Origin of the sequence: Vibrio coralliirubri (genome assembly GCF_024347375.1) — a bacterium.
Lineage (GTDB): Bacteria > Pseudomonadota > Gammaproteobacteria > Enterobacterales > Vibrionaceae > Vibrio > Vibrio coralliirubri.
The window spans coordinates 1,136,700-1,151,713 of sequence record NZ_AP025471.1 but is presented as its reverse complement, the minus strand read 5'-3'; the positions used below and the strand labels follow the sequence as shown (position 1 = coordinate 1,151,713).

Below are 15,014 nucleotides of genomic sequence, written 5' to 3'. Positions count from 1 at the left end.
CTTGTAAGCTTGATGAGCTGTTACTCGCTGTATGGATTGATAGTTTGGTCTTACTCTTGAATAACATCGCTCAGTGATGTCTCTGAGCGTGTGAATTCATGCCTCAACCATGTTCTCAGTTTTAGCACACTTTCTTGTTTTAATTTGTTTTTTGGGCAAACAAAATAGAAATCTTGGTGTGGGTTAGCGACGGGTTCGCCCAACTCCACAAGCATCCCATGGTTGATGTCATCTTTCACAAACAAGCGGTGAGTGACTAAAACACCAAGCGAACGAATTGCAGCTTGCACGGCTTGAATCGAGACATCGAACGTCAAGTTACTGTGGAACGTCGGCATTGGTATTTGATAATGATCACACCACACCTGCCAGTCATGCTGTCGTCTTGGGTTAAACGCACCAATGGTTGGGTTTTGTTTCACAAGTTGCTGGACGTTTAATCCGGTCTGGTTTTTCAATAGAGCAGGGCTGCACACCAAGACTAGTTCATCGTCGCCGAGCTTTTCGCTGTAATATTGTTCCCATTCGTTTGGCTTGCCATGTACGAGGGCAATATCGACACCTTCTTGTTCGATATCGAAAGGGCCGGTTAATGTCGAAATACGGATATCAAGTGAGGGAGCAAATGCTTGAAATTCGGGGACTCGAGGGATCCACCAGTGCATTGCGAGCGAGTTGACCATGTTGAGGGTAATGCGGTGATCGTTAGGCGTTCTGGCAAGCTCTTCGGTGGCTTCTATCACTTGCTCAAGTGCAGGCGCGACCTTTCGATAATATCGCTTACCGGCGGCATTAAGAACAACACGACGACCTACTCGCTGAAATAGCGGTTTATTAACCAGTTGCTCTAGTGATTTGATGGCTTGGCTTACTGCCGAATGACTGACATACAACACTCGAGCAGCGTCGGTCATGCTGCCGGTTTCAGCAACAGCAATGAAAGCATAAACGGATTTAAGCGGAACGAGTTTCTTCATTGGTAAGTTTTCCTTACAGTTATGGTTAATATTACTCGCTATTTTTCATCACGTCACGCTTCTAAAATAGGTGTCATAGGAGGTGATAATTATGTCTGATATTACCAAGGCGACGACTTTCATGTTGTTGTCGACGTTCAGTTTGTCTTTGAGTGGCTTGATGGCCAAGTATCTATCTGAAGTGATGCCAGTCTCGTTACTCAGTTTTGTGCGTTTTTTGTTACCCAGTCTGTTCTTATTCTTATTCTTGATGTTTTACAAAATAACGAAACCTTCACTCGATATGTGGAAACCTTTAGTGATGAGAGCGATCTTTATGGTGGCGTGTCAGTGGTGTTTCCTTACTTCACTACAAACCTTAACGCTGGTTGAAGGTGTGGTGTTATTCAGTACGGGTCCGCTGTTTATTCCATTGTTAGAAAAATTAATATTCGGAACTAAGATTCATACAACGACTATCGCATGTTTAGCAATTACATTTTTCGGCGTAGTGATGATGGCAGGGGATTGGTCGCAGTTTGAGTTTGGTTCGGAGTTTTTTAGACCTGCGCTATTGCTCGGGCTTCTAGCGGGTGTGTTTAATTCTGGCTCGCAAGTGAGTCTGTACCGAGCATCTAAAACTAGCCTGACACCAGCAGAGCTTAACGCATGGACCTTTTTAGTCGCAGCAATACTTGTTATACCTATGCTCGTGTTGACTTCTGTTTCTGCTGTACCAGATGTATTTAAGGGGGATAGTGTGTATGGAGCTTTAACGACTTTGCTGTCGTTTGATGACTTGCGTTGGATTGGACTTGGTGCATTTGGACTCGCACTGTTTACCATCAATACTCAAATTTTCCGCTCCAAGGCTTATAAGCTTGCAGACAGCGGTTCCCAGTTGGCACCACTGATTTTTACTAACATGCTGTTTAGCGCTTTATGGCAGGGGTTGTTCTTTGATGATGTGTTTTCTACTCAGCAGATAATTGGCATTAACCTGATTGTTGTGGCGAGCATTACCAACACGCTATTAGCGAAGAGACACAGCAAAGCAAAAGCCAAGCAAACGCCGCGAGTCACAGTGGCTGTAGCGACTGTAGTGGACGTTGCGGTATTGGACTCGGCAGCTAAAAGCTAACCATTGAGCTTATGAAGCTTATGAAGGTTATGAAGGTTATGAAGCTTATGGTCTTTAGTCTGAATGGTTAGCTTAAAACAATGAGCGTATGTACTCTTTGACTCGGTCGATGTGTTCGTTTGGTTCAATCTCGCAACGCTGTTTAGTCTCTAGGAATCGCTCAGCGTATTTGTCGTAGATTTTGTTTTCTAAGAACAGCAAATACAGCTTGGGATCGATATGACCGCTGGTGGCCATGTCGGTCATGATGTTGAGTGATTCGCTTAGGAGTTTGCCTTTCTTATACGGGCGATCACTAGAGGTGAGCGCTTCAAAGACATCAGCAATGGCCATCGCTCTGGACGGTAGAGGTAATTGGTCTTCGCTTAAGCCTCTTGGGTAGCCCTTGCCGTCGATACGCTCGTGGTGTCCGCTGGCGATATCCGGAATATTCTGGAGGTAAGACGGATAAGGCAGCTTGTTAAGCATGGTGAAGGTTTGAATAATATGATCGTTGATCATGAAACGTTCTTCATCGTTTAACGTGCCACGACGAACTTTCAAGTTGTGCAGTTCACCTTGGTTGTATTTGACCTCTCCTGGCTTAAGCACAAACGCTTCTTGCCATACATCAGCAGGGCTAAAGCCATTATCCCACGGTATTTTATGTTCGGGTTTATCAGAAAGTAGCGGTTCCATCACCGGTAGTATTTGGTCTTTTCTTGCTGGCTCAGCTTCACTCTTCTCTGTCGTGTCTTGTTGTGCATTGAATCTCTCTTTTTCAGACCAAGATAACCCTAGCTGATCGTCGAGTGTTCGTTTCCATTGGCGCTTGGCTATTCGGTCTAAGCGTTCTAGTTGTTCGTCCGTCATCGACTCTCCACCAAGGTTACATTCAGCAACAAAGGCAAATTCTTCATCCAATTCTGACAAGCTTTGTTCGAGGATCTTAAGCTGATCCTCTTGAAGCGCTCCGTTCGCTATAGCTTTCCAGTAGTCGGTTTCAGCCTGTTGTTTTAACAGTTCGAAACGCATTCGCACTTCGTGGATTCGGTCGTAAATGGTTTCAAGTTTTGTTGCCTTGTCTACGACATACTCGGGTGTGGTTACCTTGCCGCAGTCATGAAGCCAAGCGGCGAGCATTAACTCTTCCCACTGTTTACTATCCAATGAGAATTGCGGGTAATAACGGTCATCATCAATGGTTGCTTGAGTCAGCCATTTGGTCAGTTCAGGCACGCGTTGGCAGTGCCCGCCCGTGTAAGGTGATTTTGTATCAATCGCTGATGCAATCAACTCGATAAAGGCATTAAGCATGTCTTTCTGTTGCTGCATTTGGTCGATGTTGTCTTTGGCTATTTCCGCAAAACTGAGCAGTTCTCGTAAGAAGGCGTGCTTGTCTGCCTGCATCTTGGTAATCGGTCTTTCATAGCCAATTGCGACGATACCCACCAACAACTTCTCACGGTTTAATAGTGGAAACAGGTACAGATCTGAATTGAAGATCGAATCTTGGTAATAGTTGAGAACATTGTCTTCTCGGTTTAAGTGGATGGTTTCTCCAGATTTAAGCTGGCACAGCAACCAAGGGGTGTGTTTGATGAAGTCATTGATGTCGGCCTTAAAGGGCAAAATGGCGAGGTTCGCGGCCGTATCAAACACATCTTTCTCTTTTGATTGAGTGAAGAGGACGATGGTTTCTGCTTTGGTAATTAAATAGCTTTGATGAGCAATATTTTTGGCTAATATCGAAAACTCCTGATTACCGGCCGTGTCTCGAAGTAGCGTAATAAGATCATGAAGTGTGTGTTCCATCAGCTCAATTGAGTGGGCGAGGTTAGCCACTTCTTGAATCATGCTTTTGGGATAATGAGTTCGCCTGAAGTCAAATCGTGCGATGTTGTCGGTGAGTTGCATCAGCGTATTGAGTGGCTGAGACAGTCTATTAGCAACAAACCATACGATAGCGAAGCAGATGAACAACATCCCAATCGCGACGGCGACTTGCTTGTCACGCATCGAGATAAGATCAGAGAGCAACTCATTGTGCGGCGTAGCCTCTGCCAAATATAAAGTGACATTCTGAGTGAGCTCAACAGGCGTTAGTGTTAATGCCCAAGTGTTTAGGTTGTACTCAACGTTTTTTAGGTTGAGGTTTAATTTCTCCTCGTCGGAGATAAGTGGTGCTATGACGGATGCTTTCAATGCTTCCATCTGTTCACGTTTGGGCACATTAAAGAAGCTTTGGTCTTGCTCACTGCCAGAGAGTTTCCCCGTCGTTTGGTTATTCGTTTTCTCAGTTTTACTTGTGTCGTTAGGCTGGGAGGTAAGCTTGGGAATCGATAGATCAAGTTGATGTTGGCCGAGAAGATTGAAATGTTGATCGAACAGAGCGAGTCGGGTTTGTGGAGAGTAGGCCAATTCACTGATCTGGGAAGAGAGAGATTTCAACGTGAAGTCGGCACCAACGACATGCTTGCCATCCAAAGAACGTCTAGAAAGCGTGATGCCATTGGTTTGCAGGAAATAGAACAGGTAGGGCTCAGAGAGTTGTATTGAGCCGTCAGGCTTTGCGTTACGAAACCAAGGTCGAGTCGTGGGGTTGAACTTACTCTCGGCTTGTCGGGTACTGATCACTTGGTGTGCGCCATCGAGAAAGGTAATAAAGTTTTCACCATCTAGATTGGTGCTGCTGACCATCATGGTCGCTTTGGCGGGAGCGTTGTTGTCGGCTCTCTGTTTAATGGAACTCAGAGGGCGAAAGATTCTGAAATCGCCATCTTCAGAGCCATAGAACAGAGCGACTAAATTAGTATTTTGTTTGAAGATAATATCGACCGAAGCAAGCCAAGATTCTTTTTCGACGGAGGAGGTTTGATGAGCAACAAACGGGCTCACTGCCATCACGTTTAAGGTTGTGATGACTGGGGCAATAGCTTGTTTAAATACCGATTCCAGCTTATCGCGATGTTCATTACTGACTTCGCGCACGGTGCCTAAAAGCAGTTCTTGAGAGTGCCGATAACTTATCGAAATCAGTACGGTACCGACAAGAGTGGTCAAAATTAAGAAAAGGCTAGTGATGTGGATACTCAGCGGATATCGTCTTCTTCTCATCTAACACTCCAGTTTGTAGACTGGTTTAAGTATTGACGAACTTGGGTAGGTTGCAAAAAATTGGCGTAATTACCGAATATGTTCGATTTTACTTAGATAAGAAAAGCGTTAGTGTCGTCTGGTTAGCCACGTATTATTGTGCTGTGTAAATGAACTCACAAGAAACCCTTATGTTTAGGTGCTAATTGTCACTTTCAGCTGATAAACTGGTCGGATTGTTGCTATTAAGCACTCATTTTCTGAAGCACGTTTTTTGACCGAGCGAAGAGGGCATTGATTCATGGAACTCAAAGTAGATACTCACACCCACACATACGCAAGTGGTCATGCTTACAGCACGTTGATCGAGAATGCAAAATCTGCAAAACAAAACGGTTTAGCTATGTTTTGTACGACCGACCATTCCGAGTCTATGCCGGGCGCGCCACACTATTGGTTTTTCAGTAACCAGCGTGTGCTTCCTCGTTTTATTGAAGATGTCGCTATTATTCGAGGTGTCGAGTCAAACATCATGAACACACAGGGTGAAATAGACATTCATCCGAGTGTGGATAAGAACTTGGATTGGGTGATCGCGAGTTTTCATGAGCCAGTATTTCGCCCATCGGATGTCACTACTCATACAGAAGCATTGTTGAATGTGATTAAAGGTGGTCGAATTGATGCACTTGGTCATTTAGGAAACCCAAATTTTGATTTCGATTTTGAAGCTGTGATTCAATGTGCGGCGGAGCATAACGTGGCGATTGAAATCAATAACACCACACTCAAAGGCAATAGCCGAGTTGGCAGTGTTGACCGCTGTTATGAGATCGCAAGAATAGCGAAAGCGAAAGGTGCGTTTATTACGACAGGTAGCGATGCGCATTTCTGCGTAGATGTCGGTGGCTTGGACTTAGTCGCTGCATTGTTAGATAAAGTAGGTGTGGATTCGAATAAAGTGGTCACTCATTCGCCACAGCAGTTTTTGGCATTTTTAGCATTGCGTGGCCGCCAATCTATTGCTGAATTTTCGGTATTTCAGTGATGGAATGTCCGTTACTTTTTACTTTTTAGTCATTGGTTAGCTAGCTAGTTTGCATTTCGACACAATCAATTTTTGTGCCCGACGGATTTTTGTATACACTAGCCGAAAATAATAAAGTCGAAGTGCCACAATAACGATGGCGCTATCTTCAAAGACATCGCTTCACCTGGAGAAACAATGAAAACTCGCTCAATCCTTTTATCTGGCTTAATCGCTGCTTCACTATTGTCTGGCAACGCTTTTGCTAATGTTGACCTTAAGAAAAACATGCAAGAAATGAAGCTTGCGTTCAAACAAGCGGCAGAAGCTCAAAACATTGAAGAGATGCAAAAGCCTATCGTACGTATCGACACGCTAGTTGCTGAGCTCAAAACGGGTGTTTACCCAATTGAGAAAGAAGAACACTTCATGGAAGGTTTCAAAAAGATCAGTGCATCGATTGATAGCATTGAGAAGAAGCTAGACCAAGGTGAATTTGAATCTGCACAGCAAGAGCTTCGTACTATCGATGGCCTTCGTGAAGAGTATCACGAGAAGCGTAATCCAAGCATTTGGAGCAAGATCTTCGGTTAATCTGCTAATCAATAGAGTTTGCTTGTTAGTGTATCAAAGAGCAAAACCTTAAGATTCAATTCCTAAAACGCCGCCTTACATTATCCTCTTAGGAGAACGTGTAAGGCGGCGTTTTTTATTGTCTTTTTTATAAACAGTTTGTTATGTCGAGTTTCGCCACATTCTCTCAGCTCTTTCGTTGTAACCAGTTTTTAACTAAAAAGAGTGTGCGTTAGCTTCAATTTTTTAACCTGATGTTAATCTTTACGTTTACCTATATAACAAGTGCCTCATAATAAGGGGAATTTATAAAGATTAGGAATAATGCGCCGAACTTCGTTCAATTTCTCCATGTTACTCGCTACAGCATTAAGCTGGGTGCTAGTGACATTAATGCCTGTTATCAATGCTCATGGTAATAGTGCGGGAGTATGGGCGTCGTTATGTACGGTCAACGGCTTTGAACTGGTTCAAATTGAAGAAGGCGAACCCAATACTCACAAAGGAAAGCCGTGTCCCTTTAGCCATTTTTCCACGTTTCACCAAGACGAACTTCCAACTACACTACTGACAACTCGACTGAGTTCTATTGTCTCCGACAGCTACGCTTTTTTGGCTCTAAGCGAACGCTATATGAGGCAAGCCCCGCGCGGCCCTCCCTTTGATATTGCTTAAACCTACCCCACTAAAATAATTAAAAAATAAAGTATTAAGTAAAGTTAACCATGCTCAGATTACTTTCTGATTTTTCAGAAGGTATGTTTGCGTGTGTCAAAGGAAATAATAATGTTGAGAAATGAATCTCAAACCCCTGCGAAAGCACAAGCGACTTCGCAGTCTACAAGCAGTGCAACAACCGGTTCGGAAACCAATATAAAAAGCAAAGACCGCAATAAAACTCTCTACTTCCTCACTTGGCGCTGGCACTTCTATGCCGGGCTATTCGTTATCCCGTTTATGCTAATGCTGAGCATTACAGGCTTGGTGATGCTGTTTGATGATGAAATCGAATTGGCTTTCCACCACGAAGCCATAGAGATTGTTGCATCGGGCGACCCTATTAAGGTTTCACAACAGTTAACTGCAGTGCAGAATCAATACCCACAAGGTACGGTGACACAGTTTGTACCGAGTAAAGTCCCTGATCTTGCGAACCGATTTTCTGTATCACTTGAAGATGGTACTTCCGTTTTCGCCACGGTGAATCAATACACTGGCGAAGTGGTCGGAGAAATTCCACGCAGCGATAGCCTGTACCAACTCGCGAATGACATCCACGGCACTTTGTTGATTGGTGATTGGGGTGATTACCTAATTGAAGTCGCAATCAGCTTATCGATTTTGCTTCTTATCAGTGGCATCTACTTATGGCTACCGAGAGATAACGCGAGCCGCGCTGGTTTTCTTAAGCTTCGATTTGGTTCAGGAACGCGTGTTTTAATGCGTGATCTGCATGCGAACATCGGCGGAACACTGTCATTCATTCTTCTGTTATTTATTCTATCAGGATTATCATGGACAGGTTTTTGGGGCGGTAAGCTAGTGCAAGCATGGAGTACTTTTCCTGCTCAAATGTGGGATGACATTCCTCTGTCTAACGAAACGCATGCTTCTTTAAATCACGGGTCTGAAGAGGAAATGCCTTGGAACCTAGAGCAAACTCCACTGCCTTTGTCTCAAGATAAGCCAGCAGAACACGTCCACCAAGTAGAAGAAGCGTCTGAAGCTCATGACCATTCTAAGATGGGTGAGGATCATTCTCAGCATGTATTGTCTGCGAGTAATTTCTCGATTGATGATGTGATAGCAAAAGCTCAATCTCTTGGTTTTACGCAATATAAAGTCAATTTCCCGCGATCAGAAACGGGCGTTTACACCGTGGCTGCCAATACCATGGGCGGTGACATTATCGACCCAACCCAAGATCGCACGACTCACCTCGACCAATATTCAGGGCGCATTCTTGGAGAGGTGACGTGGCAAGATTACAATTTATTCGCCAAAACCTTAGCCGTCGGTATTTCTCTGCACCAAGGTGACATCAGCATCATCAACAAGCTTCTAAACGCGTTGTTCTGTTTGGCATTCATTGTGGTGTCAGTGACTGGTGGAGTAATGTGGTGGATGCGCAGACCTTCAGGCCAAAGAAAGCTGGGGGCGCCACCGAAGTTTGGTGATGCGGGCTTATGGAAAGCAGGCTTAGTGACTGTGGTTGTTATTTCGGTACTGTTTCCACTCGCGGGCGCAACGATTGTGATTGCAATGCTATTAGATTGGTTACTGTTTTCACGCGTTGAGAGATTCAAGACCGCGTTGAGTTAATTGACATGTAAACGGACTTTCTCGACTTGAGAAAGTCCGTTTTATTAATCAGATGATCGTTTCTTTTATGAAGAAGACTTTAGACTTGATACCGCTCTAGATCTGATAAAGCTTTAGATCTGATAAAGTTCTAGCGGCAGGCCGTCTGGGTCTGCGAAAAACGTAAATGATTTCCCCGTAAATTCATCAACTCGAATCGGTTCGACTTCAATGCCTTGTTCTTCCAAATAGCTTTTGGCATGTTGAACGTCACCAACACAAAAGGCTAAATGTCTCAGCCCTTGAGCTTCTGGAAAGCTAGGTCTTTCTGGTGCGTTAGGGAAGCTGAATAACTCTATCTGAGCACCATTAGGTAGCGCTAAATCAAGCTTGTACGACTGGCGAGCCTCACGATAGTTTTCGGCAATTATCTCGAGTTTCAAAATCTCAGTGTAAAAGTGTTTCGACGCGTCGTAGTCTGAACAAATTATTGCCGCGTGATGTATTCCTTTCAGCATCAGTTTATTTCTCCTGCCAACTTGTCACCTAAGTGCTCCATGGCGTAATCAATGAAAACACGCAGTCGAGCGGGCATGTACTTGGTTTGAGCAAACTGCATCGCAATCGCACCATGGTAATTACTCTTGATGGTCCAATCTTCCAACACTTGTACAACCGACCCTTCAGCCAGCGCATCTTGAATCACGAAGTCGTGGAAAATACCGACGCCTAGACCTTCTTTCACACCTTTCAGTCGCATCTGCGAGTGGTTAACTGCGTAACGCCCACTAACGGGCACCGTGTGAAATTCATCATCTTTAAGAAAGTCCCAAATGTGGTCTTTGTCTGTCTCTGCAAGGTACAAACAGTCGTGTTCAGACAGCTCGGTCGGGTGGTGAGGAATCCCCTTGGCATCTAAATAGTCAGGGCTTGCACACAAAACGAGGTTAGTTTTGCCTAACTCTTTCAATACTAAGCTTTCGTCTGGCTTATCTGTCAGGCGGAAAGCAATGTCGATGCCTTGACGCAAAATATCGATGTCGCCATCGGCCGCTCTTAACTTAAGTTGGATTTCTGGATACTGATTTAAAAATGGGACAACGAAAGGCTGTAAGACCGAATTCAAGAATGCTTCAGGCGCTGCCACCGTTATCGAGCCTGCAGGTTCGGTATGGTCAGAGGTAGACAGTTCAACGGCTTGTTGCGCTGCGTTGATCATCACCACACTTTGGTCGTAAACCAATTGACCCGCTTGCGTGATGATAAGGGTACGAGTGGTTCGTTCAAACAGTTTCACCGACAGCGCTTTTTCCAAGCGAGTGATGAGCTTACTCAAGGCTGACGGTGTCACACCTAACTGTTTTGCTGCAGCCGTAAAACTACCTTCGTTAACCACCAAAATGAACGAGGCGAGATCCGGAAGCAGGGCAATGAGTTTTGGGTTAATCATAAGTATCCAGTTAAGCTAGTTTCAACGATGAACTTAATGGCAATTGTGAGCGATTTACTTTGATTTGTGAATCAATTTCATTAATTAACTGACATGGTAAGGCGATGTTGAAGGCTTCATTTATTAACGAGCTTAAGTGAACTACACTGATAAAAAAGCTAGGTAAGTGACAGATGAATAAAGAGAATTTTTCAGAAGAGTTAAAAAGGCTCCGCGAAGCAACCTCAATTTCTCAAGAAGAGTTTGCAGAGTTACTTTCCCATTCTCATCGAGCATTTTCCGGTGTTAATCAGGTGATGGTGAGCCAGTGGGAAAGGGCAAAGACATTGCCCAGTTTTGTTCGTCGCCTTGGTATCGCAAGCTTCTTTCAGGTGGAGTATGACTTTTCAGTGGAAGAGATGGTGCAAGTCAAAGCTGCAACCAAGAATATGGAACGTCCGTTTAGTGCCGAGATTGGTTACGACTATGAGGTCACCGGCGTAGAGTCATACAACATGGGTTCGCTTCCTGCGAAAAGGCTTAAGTCTATACAAGGGATGCACCTCAAAACTTTTGGCAAAGACTTTATCGAGGTTGCTCAGTATCTCGGCGTGAGAAAAGAAGATATGCAGGTGCTTTGCTTCTTGTTCGAGGGCGTCATTATCGGGCATGTGGTTTACGACGGCCTCAGCAAAATGCTTTGCAGTGTTGGTGCGGTCAGCGTCGTGATCCGACGTAAGATCTTCGATTATATGGCGGATAATTTGGCAGGCACTGAATTTCGCTTTCCGACTCTTGACCCTGCAATGTCTCAGTTTCTTTATGATCTCTATTTAGAGCCGTACATGAGCAAACTCGGCATGCCCTTTTTCAAGGCTGATATAAAGAAAGTGGTGAATAACCCGTTCTCTCAGAACATCCAAAACAAACACGATATTTACTTTAAGTGTATTCGATATCACGATCTTAAGCAGAAAAAGAAAAGCGTCGAGTTTGTCTTAAGCTAATTCTGCTTGATTACTCACCCTTACATTACGAGTCTAAGATCAGTCAAAGGTAGTGGCTTTGAATATAGAAAGCCCTGATAGCTATCAAAACCTAGCTGGTGGACGAGCTGATGTGTATCCGTATCTTCAACACCTTCTGCCACGGTTTCAATTCCAGACTCTTTGCAGTACGCCAACGTGCGCTTTACCAAGTCCGAACGTGCTGGTTCTGCGCTATTCACAATTGATTTATCAAACTTCACTTCATCGACATTAAGGCTCATCACCTTATTCATATCTGAATGGCCAATACCAAAATCGTCGATTGAGATTTTAATGCCAAGAGATTGAAAGCGTTTAATCTGCTCACAAAGTTGGTTATCCAACTGATCGTTTTCGCTGAGTTCAAAAGTAAGCTGCTTTGCTTTGAACGACGTATTCCAAAGCAATTCACGAACCTTTTCTACGTTATCAGGGTTAGCCAACACCTTCTTGCTGATATTAACTGCCAAGTTCAAGTGAGATGAGAGAGATTTTACCTCTGTCAGTGACTGTTCAAGAACACTAAAGAAGATCTCCTCCTCGTAACCCAATGCAAACGCACGATCAATAAACACACCTGGAGAGAAAATCCCTTCTTCTGGAATATCTAAACGAAACAGCGCTTCAACCCCAGTCACTTTCTCTAGACTAGGCTCAACCTTTGGCTGATAAAAACAGGTGTGCCAGTCGTTTTCGAAGGCTTCTTGTATGATGTGGTCTGATAGGTTCATGTGTTTGGCTTCTCTTCTCATCGTGTTTCATTTGTATAGCGGCGTTGCTGGTGCGCATTCTGAGAGAAGCGGGCATTCATCACTATATCGTTTTGAGATGAAAAATTGAGATTTGATATGAAAGCGAAATTAGACGGAAATTAAAGGTGATTTGGCGTTTAAAAGAGCAAGTGAAGGGCGTTAATGTGCCCTGTGTCACTGGGATGAACTATTATTCGTGCCTGTGATTCATTAATGTTTTTCCAACTAAAGGGATAATCGGAACGGGGATGTTCAACTAGAATATAGGCATAAGTTTTACAGTGTAAATGATCGTGTTGAGATCGTTTACATCCCTACATAAAGCGGCGCGCGATGCTGCTAAATAATAACTAGGAAGGAATGAGACAATGTCTTCTGCATTTTACCAACAGATTCAAACTCAAATCGAAGAAGTTAAAGAAGAAGGTCTTTACAAGTCTGAGCGCATTATTACTTCTGCACAAAAAGCAGCGGTTTCTATCTCGACTGGTGAAGAAGTACTAAACTTCTGCGCAAACAACTACTTAGGTCTTGCTAACCACCCAGCTCTTATCGAAGCAGCTAAAGATGGTATGGATCAGCACGGTTTTGGTATGGCTTCAGTACGTTTCATCTGTGGTACTCAAGATTCTCACAAAGAACTAGAGCAAAAGCTTTCTACGTTCCTAGGTAAAGAAGACACTATCCTTTACACATCTTGTTTTGATGCAAACGCTGGTTTGTTCGAAACAATTCTAGGTAAAGAAGACGCAATCATCTCTGACGCACTAAACCACGCATCTATCATCGATGGCGTTCGTCTGTGTAAAGCAATGCGTTTCCGTTACTCGAACAACAACATGGAAGAGTTAGAGCAGCAACTTATCGCTGCTAAAGAAGCGGGCGCTCGTCACACACTAATCGTAACTGACGGTGTGTTCTCAATGGACGGCGTAGTGGCTAACCTTCCTGCTATCTGTGACCTTGCAGACAAGTACGACGCACTAGTAATGGTTGATGACTCTCACGCAGTGGGCTTCATGGGCGAAAACGGCGCAGGTACTCACGAGTTCCACAACGTTGTAGACCGTATCGATATCATCACTGGTACTCTTGGTAAAGCAATGGGCGGCGCTTCAGGCGGTTACACTTCTGGTAAGAAAGAAGTGATCGACTGGCTACGTCAGCGTTCTCGTCCATACCTATTCTCTAACTCTGTTGCACCTGCAATCGTATCTGCGTCTATCCGCGTTCTAGATCTTCTAGCGGAATCTGGCGACCTACGTACTCAACTATGGGAAAACTCTGCTCATTTCCGTACTCGCATGGAAGAAGCTGGCTTCACTATGGGCGGTGCAGACCACGCAATCATCCCAATCATGCTTGGTGATGCAAAAGTAGCGGCTGAGTTCGCTGAGCGCGCACTAGAGAAAGGCATCTACGTTGTAGGTTTCTCTTTCCCTGTAGTACCAAAAGGTCAAGCTCGTATCCGTACGCAAATGTCTGCTGCACACTCTCGTGAGCAACTAGACCGCGCAATCGATGCGTTCATCCAAGTTGGTAAAGACATGGGTATCATCTAATTTTAAAGGGGTGCCACGAGCATCCTTTAATTAGATAGAGCAACACCCAGTAGAACATATAGATTTTTGATTCTCGCCTTACAGTTAGGCGAGATGAACTAGGTAACATTATGAAAATTAAAGCACTTTCTAAGCTTAAGCCTGAAGAAGGCATCTGGATGACCGAGGTTGAAAAACCTGAAATGGGTCATAATGATCTTCTTATCCGTATTAAGAAAACCGCAATTTGTGGTACTGACGTACATATCTACAACTGGGATGAGTGGTCACAAAACACAATCCCAGTACCTATGGTAGTAGGTCACGAATACGTAGGTGAAGTTGTTGGCATCGGCCAAGAAGTTCGTGGTTTTGAAATCGGCGACCGTGTATCTGGCGAAGGTCACATCACATGTGGTCACTGTCGTAACTGTCGTGGCGGCCGTACTCACCTTTGTCGTAACACAACAGGTGTTGGTGTTAACCGCACTGGTGCGTTCTCTGAGTTCCTTGTGATCCCTGCGTTCAACGCATTTAAGATCCCTGCAGAAATCTCTGACGATCTCGCTTCAATCTTTGACCCGTTTGGTAACGCAGTACACACAGCACTTTCTTTCGATCTAGTAGGCGAAGACGTGTTAATTACTGGTGCTGGCCCAATCGGTATCATGGCTGCAGCTGTTGCTAAGCACGTTGGTGCTCGTCACGTTGTAATCACTGATGTAAACGAGTACCGCCTAGATCTTGCTAAGAAAATGGGTGTGACTCGCGCAGTAAACGTGATGGAAGAGAAGCTTGAAGACGTAATGTCTGATCTTGGCATGACTGAAGGCTTCGATGTAGGCCTAGAAATGTCTGGTAACCCATCTGCGTTCAACAGCATGCTGACTAACATGAACCACGGCGGTAAGATCTCTCTACTAGGTATTCCACCATCAGATATGGCAGTAGACTGGAACCAAGTTATCTTTAAAGGTTTGGTTATCAAAGGTATCTACGGTCGTGAGATGTTCGAAACTTGGTACAAGATGGCTTCTTTGATTCAATCTGGCCTAGATCTAACACCAATCATTACTCACCACTACAAAGTGGACGACTTCCAGAAAGGCTTTGACGCTATGCGTAGCGGGCTTTCAGGAAAGGTTATCCTTGATTGGGAATAGTCTAAATTAGGCTCTCATTAGCAAAAGG

Annotated in this window: 13 protein-coding genes; 8 read left to right on the top strand and 5 right to left on the bottom strand. The window is 44.3% G+C overall.

What is annotated here, in order from left to right; genetic code table 11:
- Positions 1–50: 50 nt before the first annotated feature.
- Entirely contained in the window at positions 51–977 is a 927-nt protein-coding gene (locus tag OCV20_RS21765) for a LysR substrate-binding domain-containing protein (protein WP_086775097.1), read from the bottom strand.
- A 91-nt stretch (positions 978–1,068) separates the two neighbouring features.
- Here OCV20_RS21765 and OCV20_RS21760 point away from each other — a divergent pair, with 91 nt between their 5' ends.
- The gene (locus OCV20_RS21760) at positions 1,069–2,097 is read left to right on the top strand and encodes a DMT family transporter (RefSeq protein WP_086775098.1); all 1,029 of its coding nucleotides are present in this window, start codon (positions 1,069–1,071) and stop codon (positions 2,095–2,097) included.
- Positions 2,098–2,169: 72 nt separating this feature from the next.
- On the opposite strand, the gene OCV20_RS21755 is transcribed toward OCV20_RS21760, so the two are convergent.
- Complete coding sequence (locus tag OCV20_RS21755) at positions 2,170–5,193, bottom strand: HD domain-containing phosphohydrolase (protein WP_086775099.1); 3,024 nt, start codon at positions 5,191–5,193, stop codon at positions 2,170–2,172.
- Positions 5,194–5,473: 280 nt separating this feature from the next.
- Here OCV20_RS21755 and OCV20_RS21750 point away from each other — a divergent pair, with 280 nt between their 5' ends.
- From OCV20_RS21750 to OCV20_RS21735, 4 genes are all read left to right on the top strand, one after another.
- A complete protein-coding gene (locus tag OCV20_RS21750; protein ID WP_086775100.1) occupies positions 5,474–6,220 on the top strand; it encodes a phosphatase in 747 nt (248 codons plus the stop codon).
- Positions 6,221–6,397: 177 nt separating this feature from the next.
- Positions 6,398–6,793, top strand: a complete 396-nt coding sequence (locus OCV20_RS21745; protein ID WP_004730193.1) for a cytochrome b562 — start codon at positions 6,398–6,400, stop codon at positions 6,791–6,793.
- 303 nt (positions 6,794–7,096) lie between these two features.
- Positions 7,097–7,447 (top strand): hypothetical protein, encoded by a 351-nt coding sequence (locus OCV20_RS21740; protein WP_061023346.1) that lies wholly within the window; start codon positions 7,097–7,099, stop codon positions 7,445–7,447.
- 111 nt (positions 7,448–7,558) lie between these two features.
- The gene (locus OCV20_RS21735) at positions 7,559–9,094 is read left to right on the top strand and encodes a PepSY-associated TM helix domain-containing protein (RefSeq protein ID WP_086775101.1); all 1,536 of its coding nucleotides are present in this window, start codon (positions 7,559–7,561) and stop codon (positions 9,092–9,094) included.
- 113 nt (positions 9,095–9,207) lie between these two features.
- Here OCV20_RS21735 and gloA2 read toward each other — a convergent pair whose 3' ends face one another.
- Both gloA2 and OCV20_RS21725 read right to left on the bottom strand, forming a co-directional pair.
- The gene (gene gloA2, locus OCV20_RS21730; protein ID WP_086775102.1) at positions 9,208–9,591 is read right to left on the bottom strand and encodes an SMU1112c/YaeR family gloxylase I-like metalloprotein; all 384 of its coding nucleotides are present in this window, start codon (positions 9,589–9,591) and stop codon (positions 9,208–9,210) included.
- On the bottom strand, positions 9,591–10,523 hold the full coding sequence (locus OCV20_RS21725; RefSeq protein WP_017059538.1) for a LysR family transcriptional regulator: 933 nt from the start codon (positions 10,521–10,523) through the stop codon (positions 9,591–9,593). Before OCV20_RS21725 ends, gloA2 begins: the two co-directional genes overlap by 1 nt.
- Positions 10,524–10,696: 173 nt before the next feature.
- Between OCV20_RS21725 and OCV20_RS21720 the strand changes: the two genes are divergently transcribed.
- Entirely contained in the window at positions 10,697–11,509 is an 813-nt protein-coding gene (locus OCV20_RS21720) for a helix-turn-helix transcriptional regulator (RefSeq protein ID WP_086775103.1), read from the top strand.
- 20 nt (positions 11,510–11,529) lie between these two features.
- On the opposite strand, the gene OCV20_RS21715 is transcribed toward OCV20_RS21720, so the two are convergent.
- Positions 11,530–12,282: an EAL domain-containing protein gene (locus OCV20_RS21715; RefSeq protein WP_086775104.1), complete on the bottom strand. Its 753-nt coding sequence runs from the start codon at positions 12,280–12,282 to the stop codon at positions 11,530–11,532.
- A 368-nt stretch (positions 12,283–12,650) separates the two neighbouring features.
- On the opposite strand from OCV20_RS21715, the gene OCV20_RS21710 reads away from it, so the two are divergent.
- Positions 12,651–13,844 carry a glycine C-acetyltransferase gene (locus tag OCV20_RS21710; RefSeq protein WP_017064793.1) on the top strand — a complete coding sequence of 398 codons (1,194 nt, stop codon included), beginning with the start codon at positions 12,651–12,653 and terminating at the stop codon, positions 13,842–13,844.
- A gap of 110 nt (positions 13,845–13,954) precedes the next feature.
- Positions 13,955–14,986: an L-threonine 3-dehydrogenase gene (gene tdh, locus OCV20_RS21705; RefSeq protein ID WP_086775105.1), complete on the top strand. Its 1,032-nt coding sequence runs from the start codon at positions 13,955–13,957 to the stop codon at positions 14,984–14,986.
- Positions 14,987–15,014 lie beyond the last annotated feature (28 nt).

Coding starts and splice junctions, on each gene's coding strand:
- OCV20_RS21760 (WP_086775098.1), top strand. CDS start 1,069: ATGTCTGATATTACCAAGGCGACGACTTTCATGTTGTTGTCGACGTTC.
- OCV20_RS21740 (WP_061023346.1), top strand. CDS start 7,097: ATGCGCCGAACTTCGTTCAATTTCTCCATGTTACTCGCTACAGCATTA.
- OCV20_RS21750 (WP_086775100.1), top strand. CDS start 5,474: ATGGAACTCAAAGTAGATACTCACACCCACACATACGCAAGTGGTCAT.
- OCV20_RS21710 (WP_017064793.1), top strand. CDS start 12,651: ATGTCTTCTGCATTTTACCAACAGATTCAAACTCAAATCGAAGAAGTT.
- OCV20_RS21745 (WP_004730193.1), top strand. CDS start 6,398: ATGAAAACTCGCTCAATCCTTTTATCTGGCTTAATCGCTGCTTCACTA.
- OCV20_RS21715 (WP_086775104.1), bottom strand. CDS start 12,282: ATGAGAAGAGAAGCCAAACACATGAACCTATCAGACCACATCATACAA.
- OCV20_RS21720 (WP_086775103.1), top strand. CDS start 10,697: ATGAATAAAGAGAATTTTTCAGAAGAGTTAAAAAGGCTCCGCGAAGCA.
- gloA2 (WP_086775102.1), bottom strand. CDS start 9,591: ATGCTGAAAGGAATACATCACGCGGCAATAATTTGTTCAGACTACGAC.
- OCV20_RS21725 (WP_017059538.1), bottom strand. CDS start 10,523: ATGATTAACCCAAAACTCATTGCCCTGCTTCCGGATCTCGCCTCGTTC.
- tdh (WP_086775105.1), top strand. CDS start 13,955: ATGAAAATTAAAGCACTTTCTAAGCTTAAGCCTGAAGAAGGCATCTGG.
- OCV20_RS21735 (WP_086775101.1), top strand. CDS start 7,559: ATGTTGAGAAATGAATCTCAAACCCCTGCGAAAGCACAAGCGACTTCG.
- OCV20_RS21755 (WP_086775099.1), bottom strand. CDS start 5,193: ATGAGAAGAAGACGATATCCGCTGAGTATCCACATCACTAGCCTTTTC.
- OCV20_RS21765 (WP_086775097.1), bottom strand. CDS start 977: ATGAAGAAACTCGTTCCGCTTAAATCCGTTTATGCTTTCATTGCTGTT.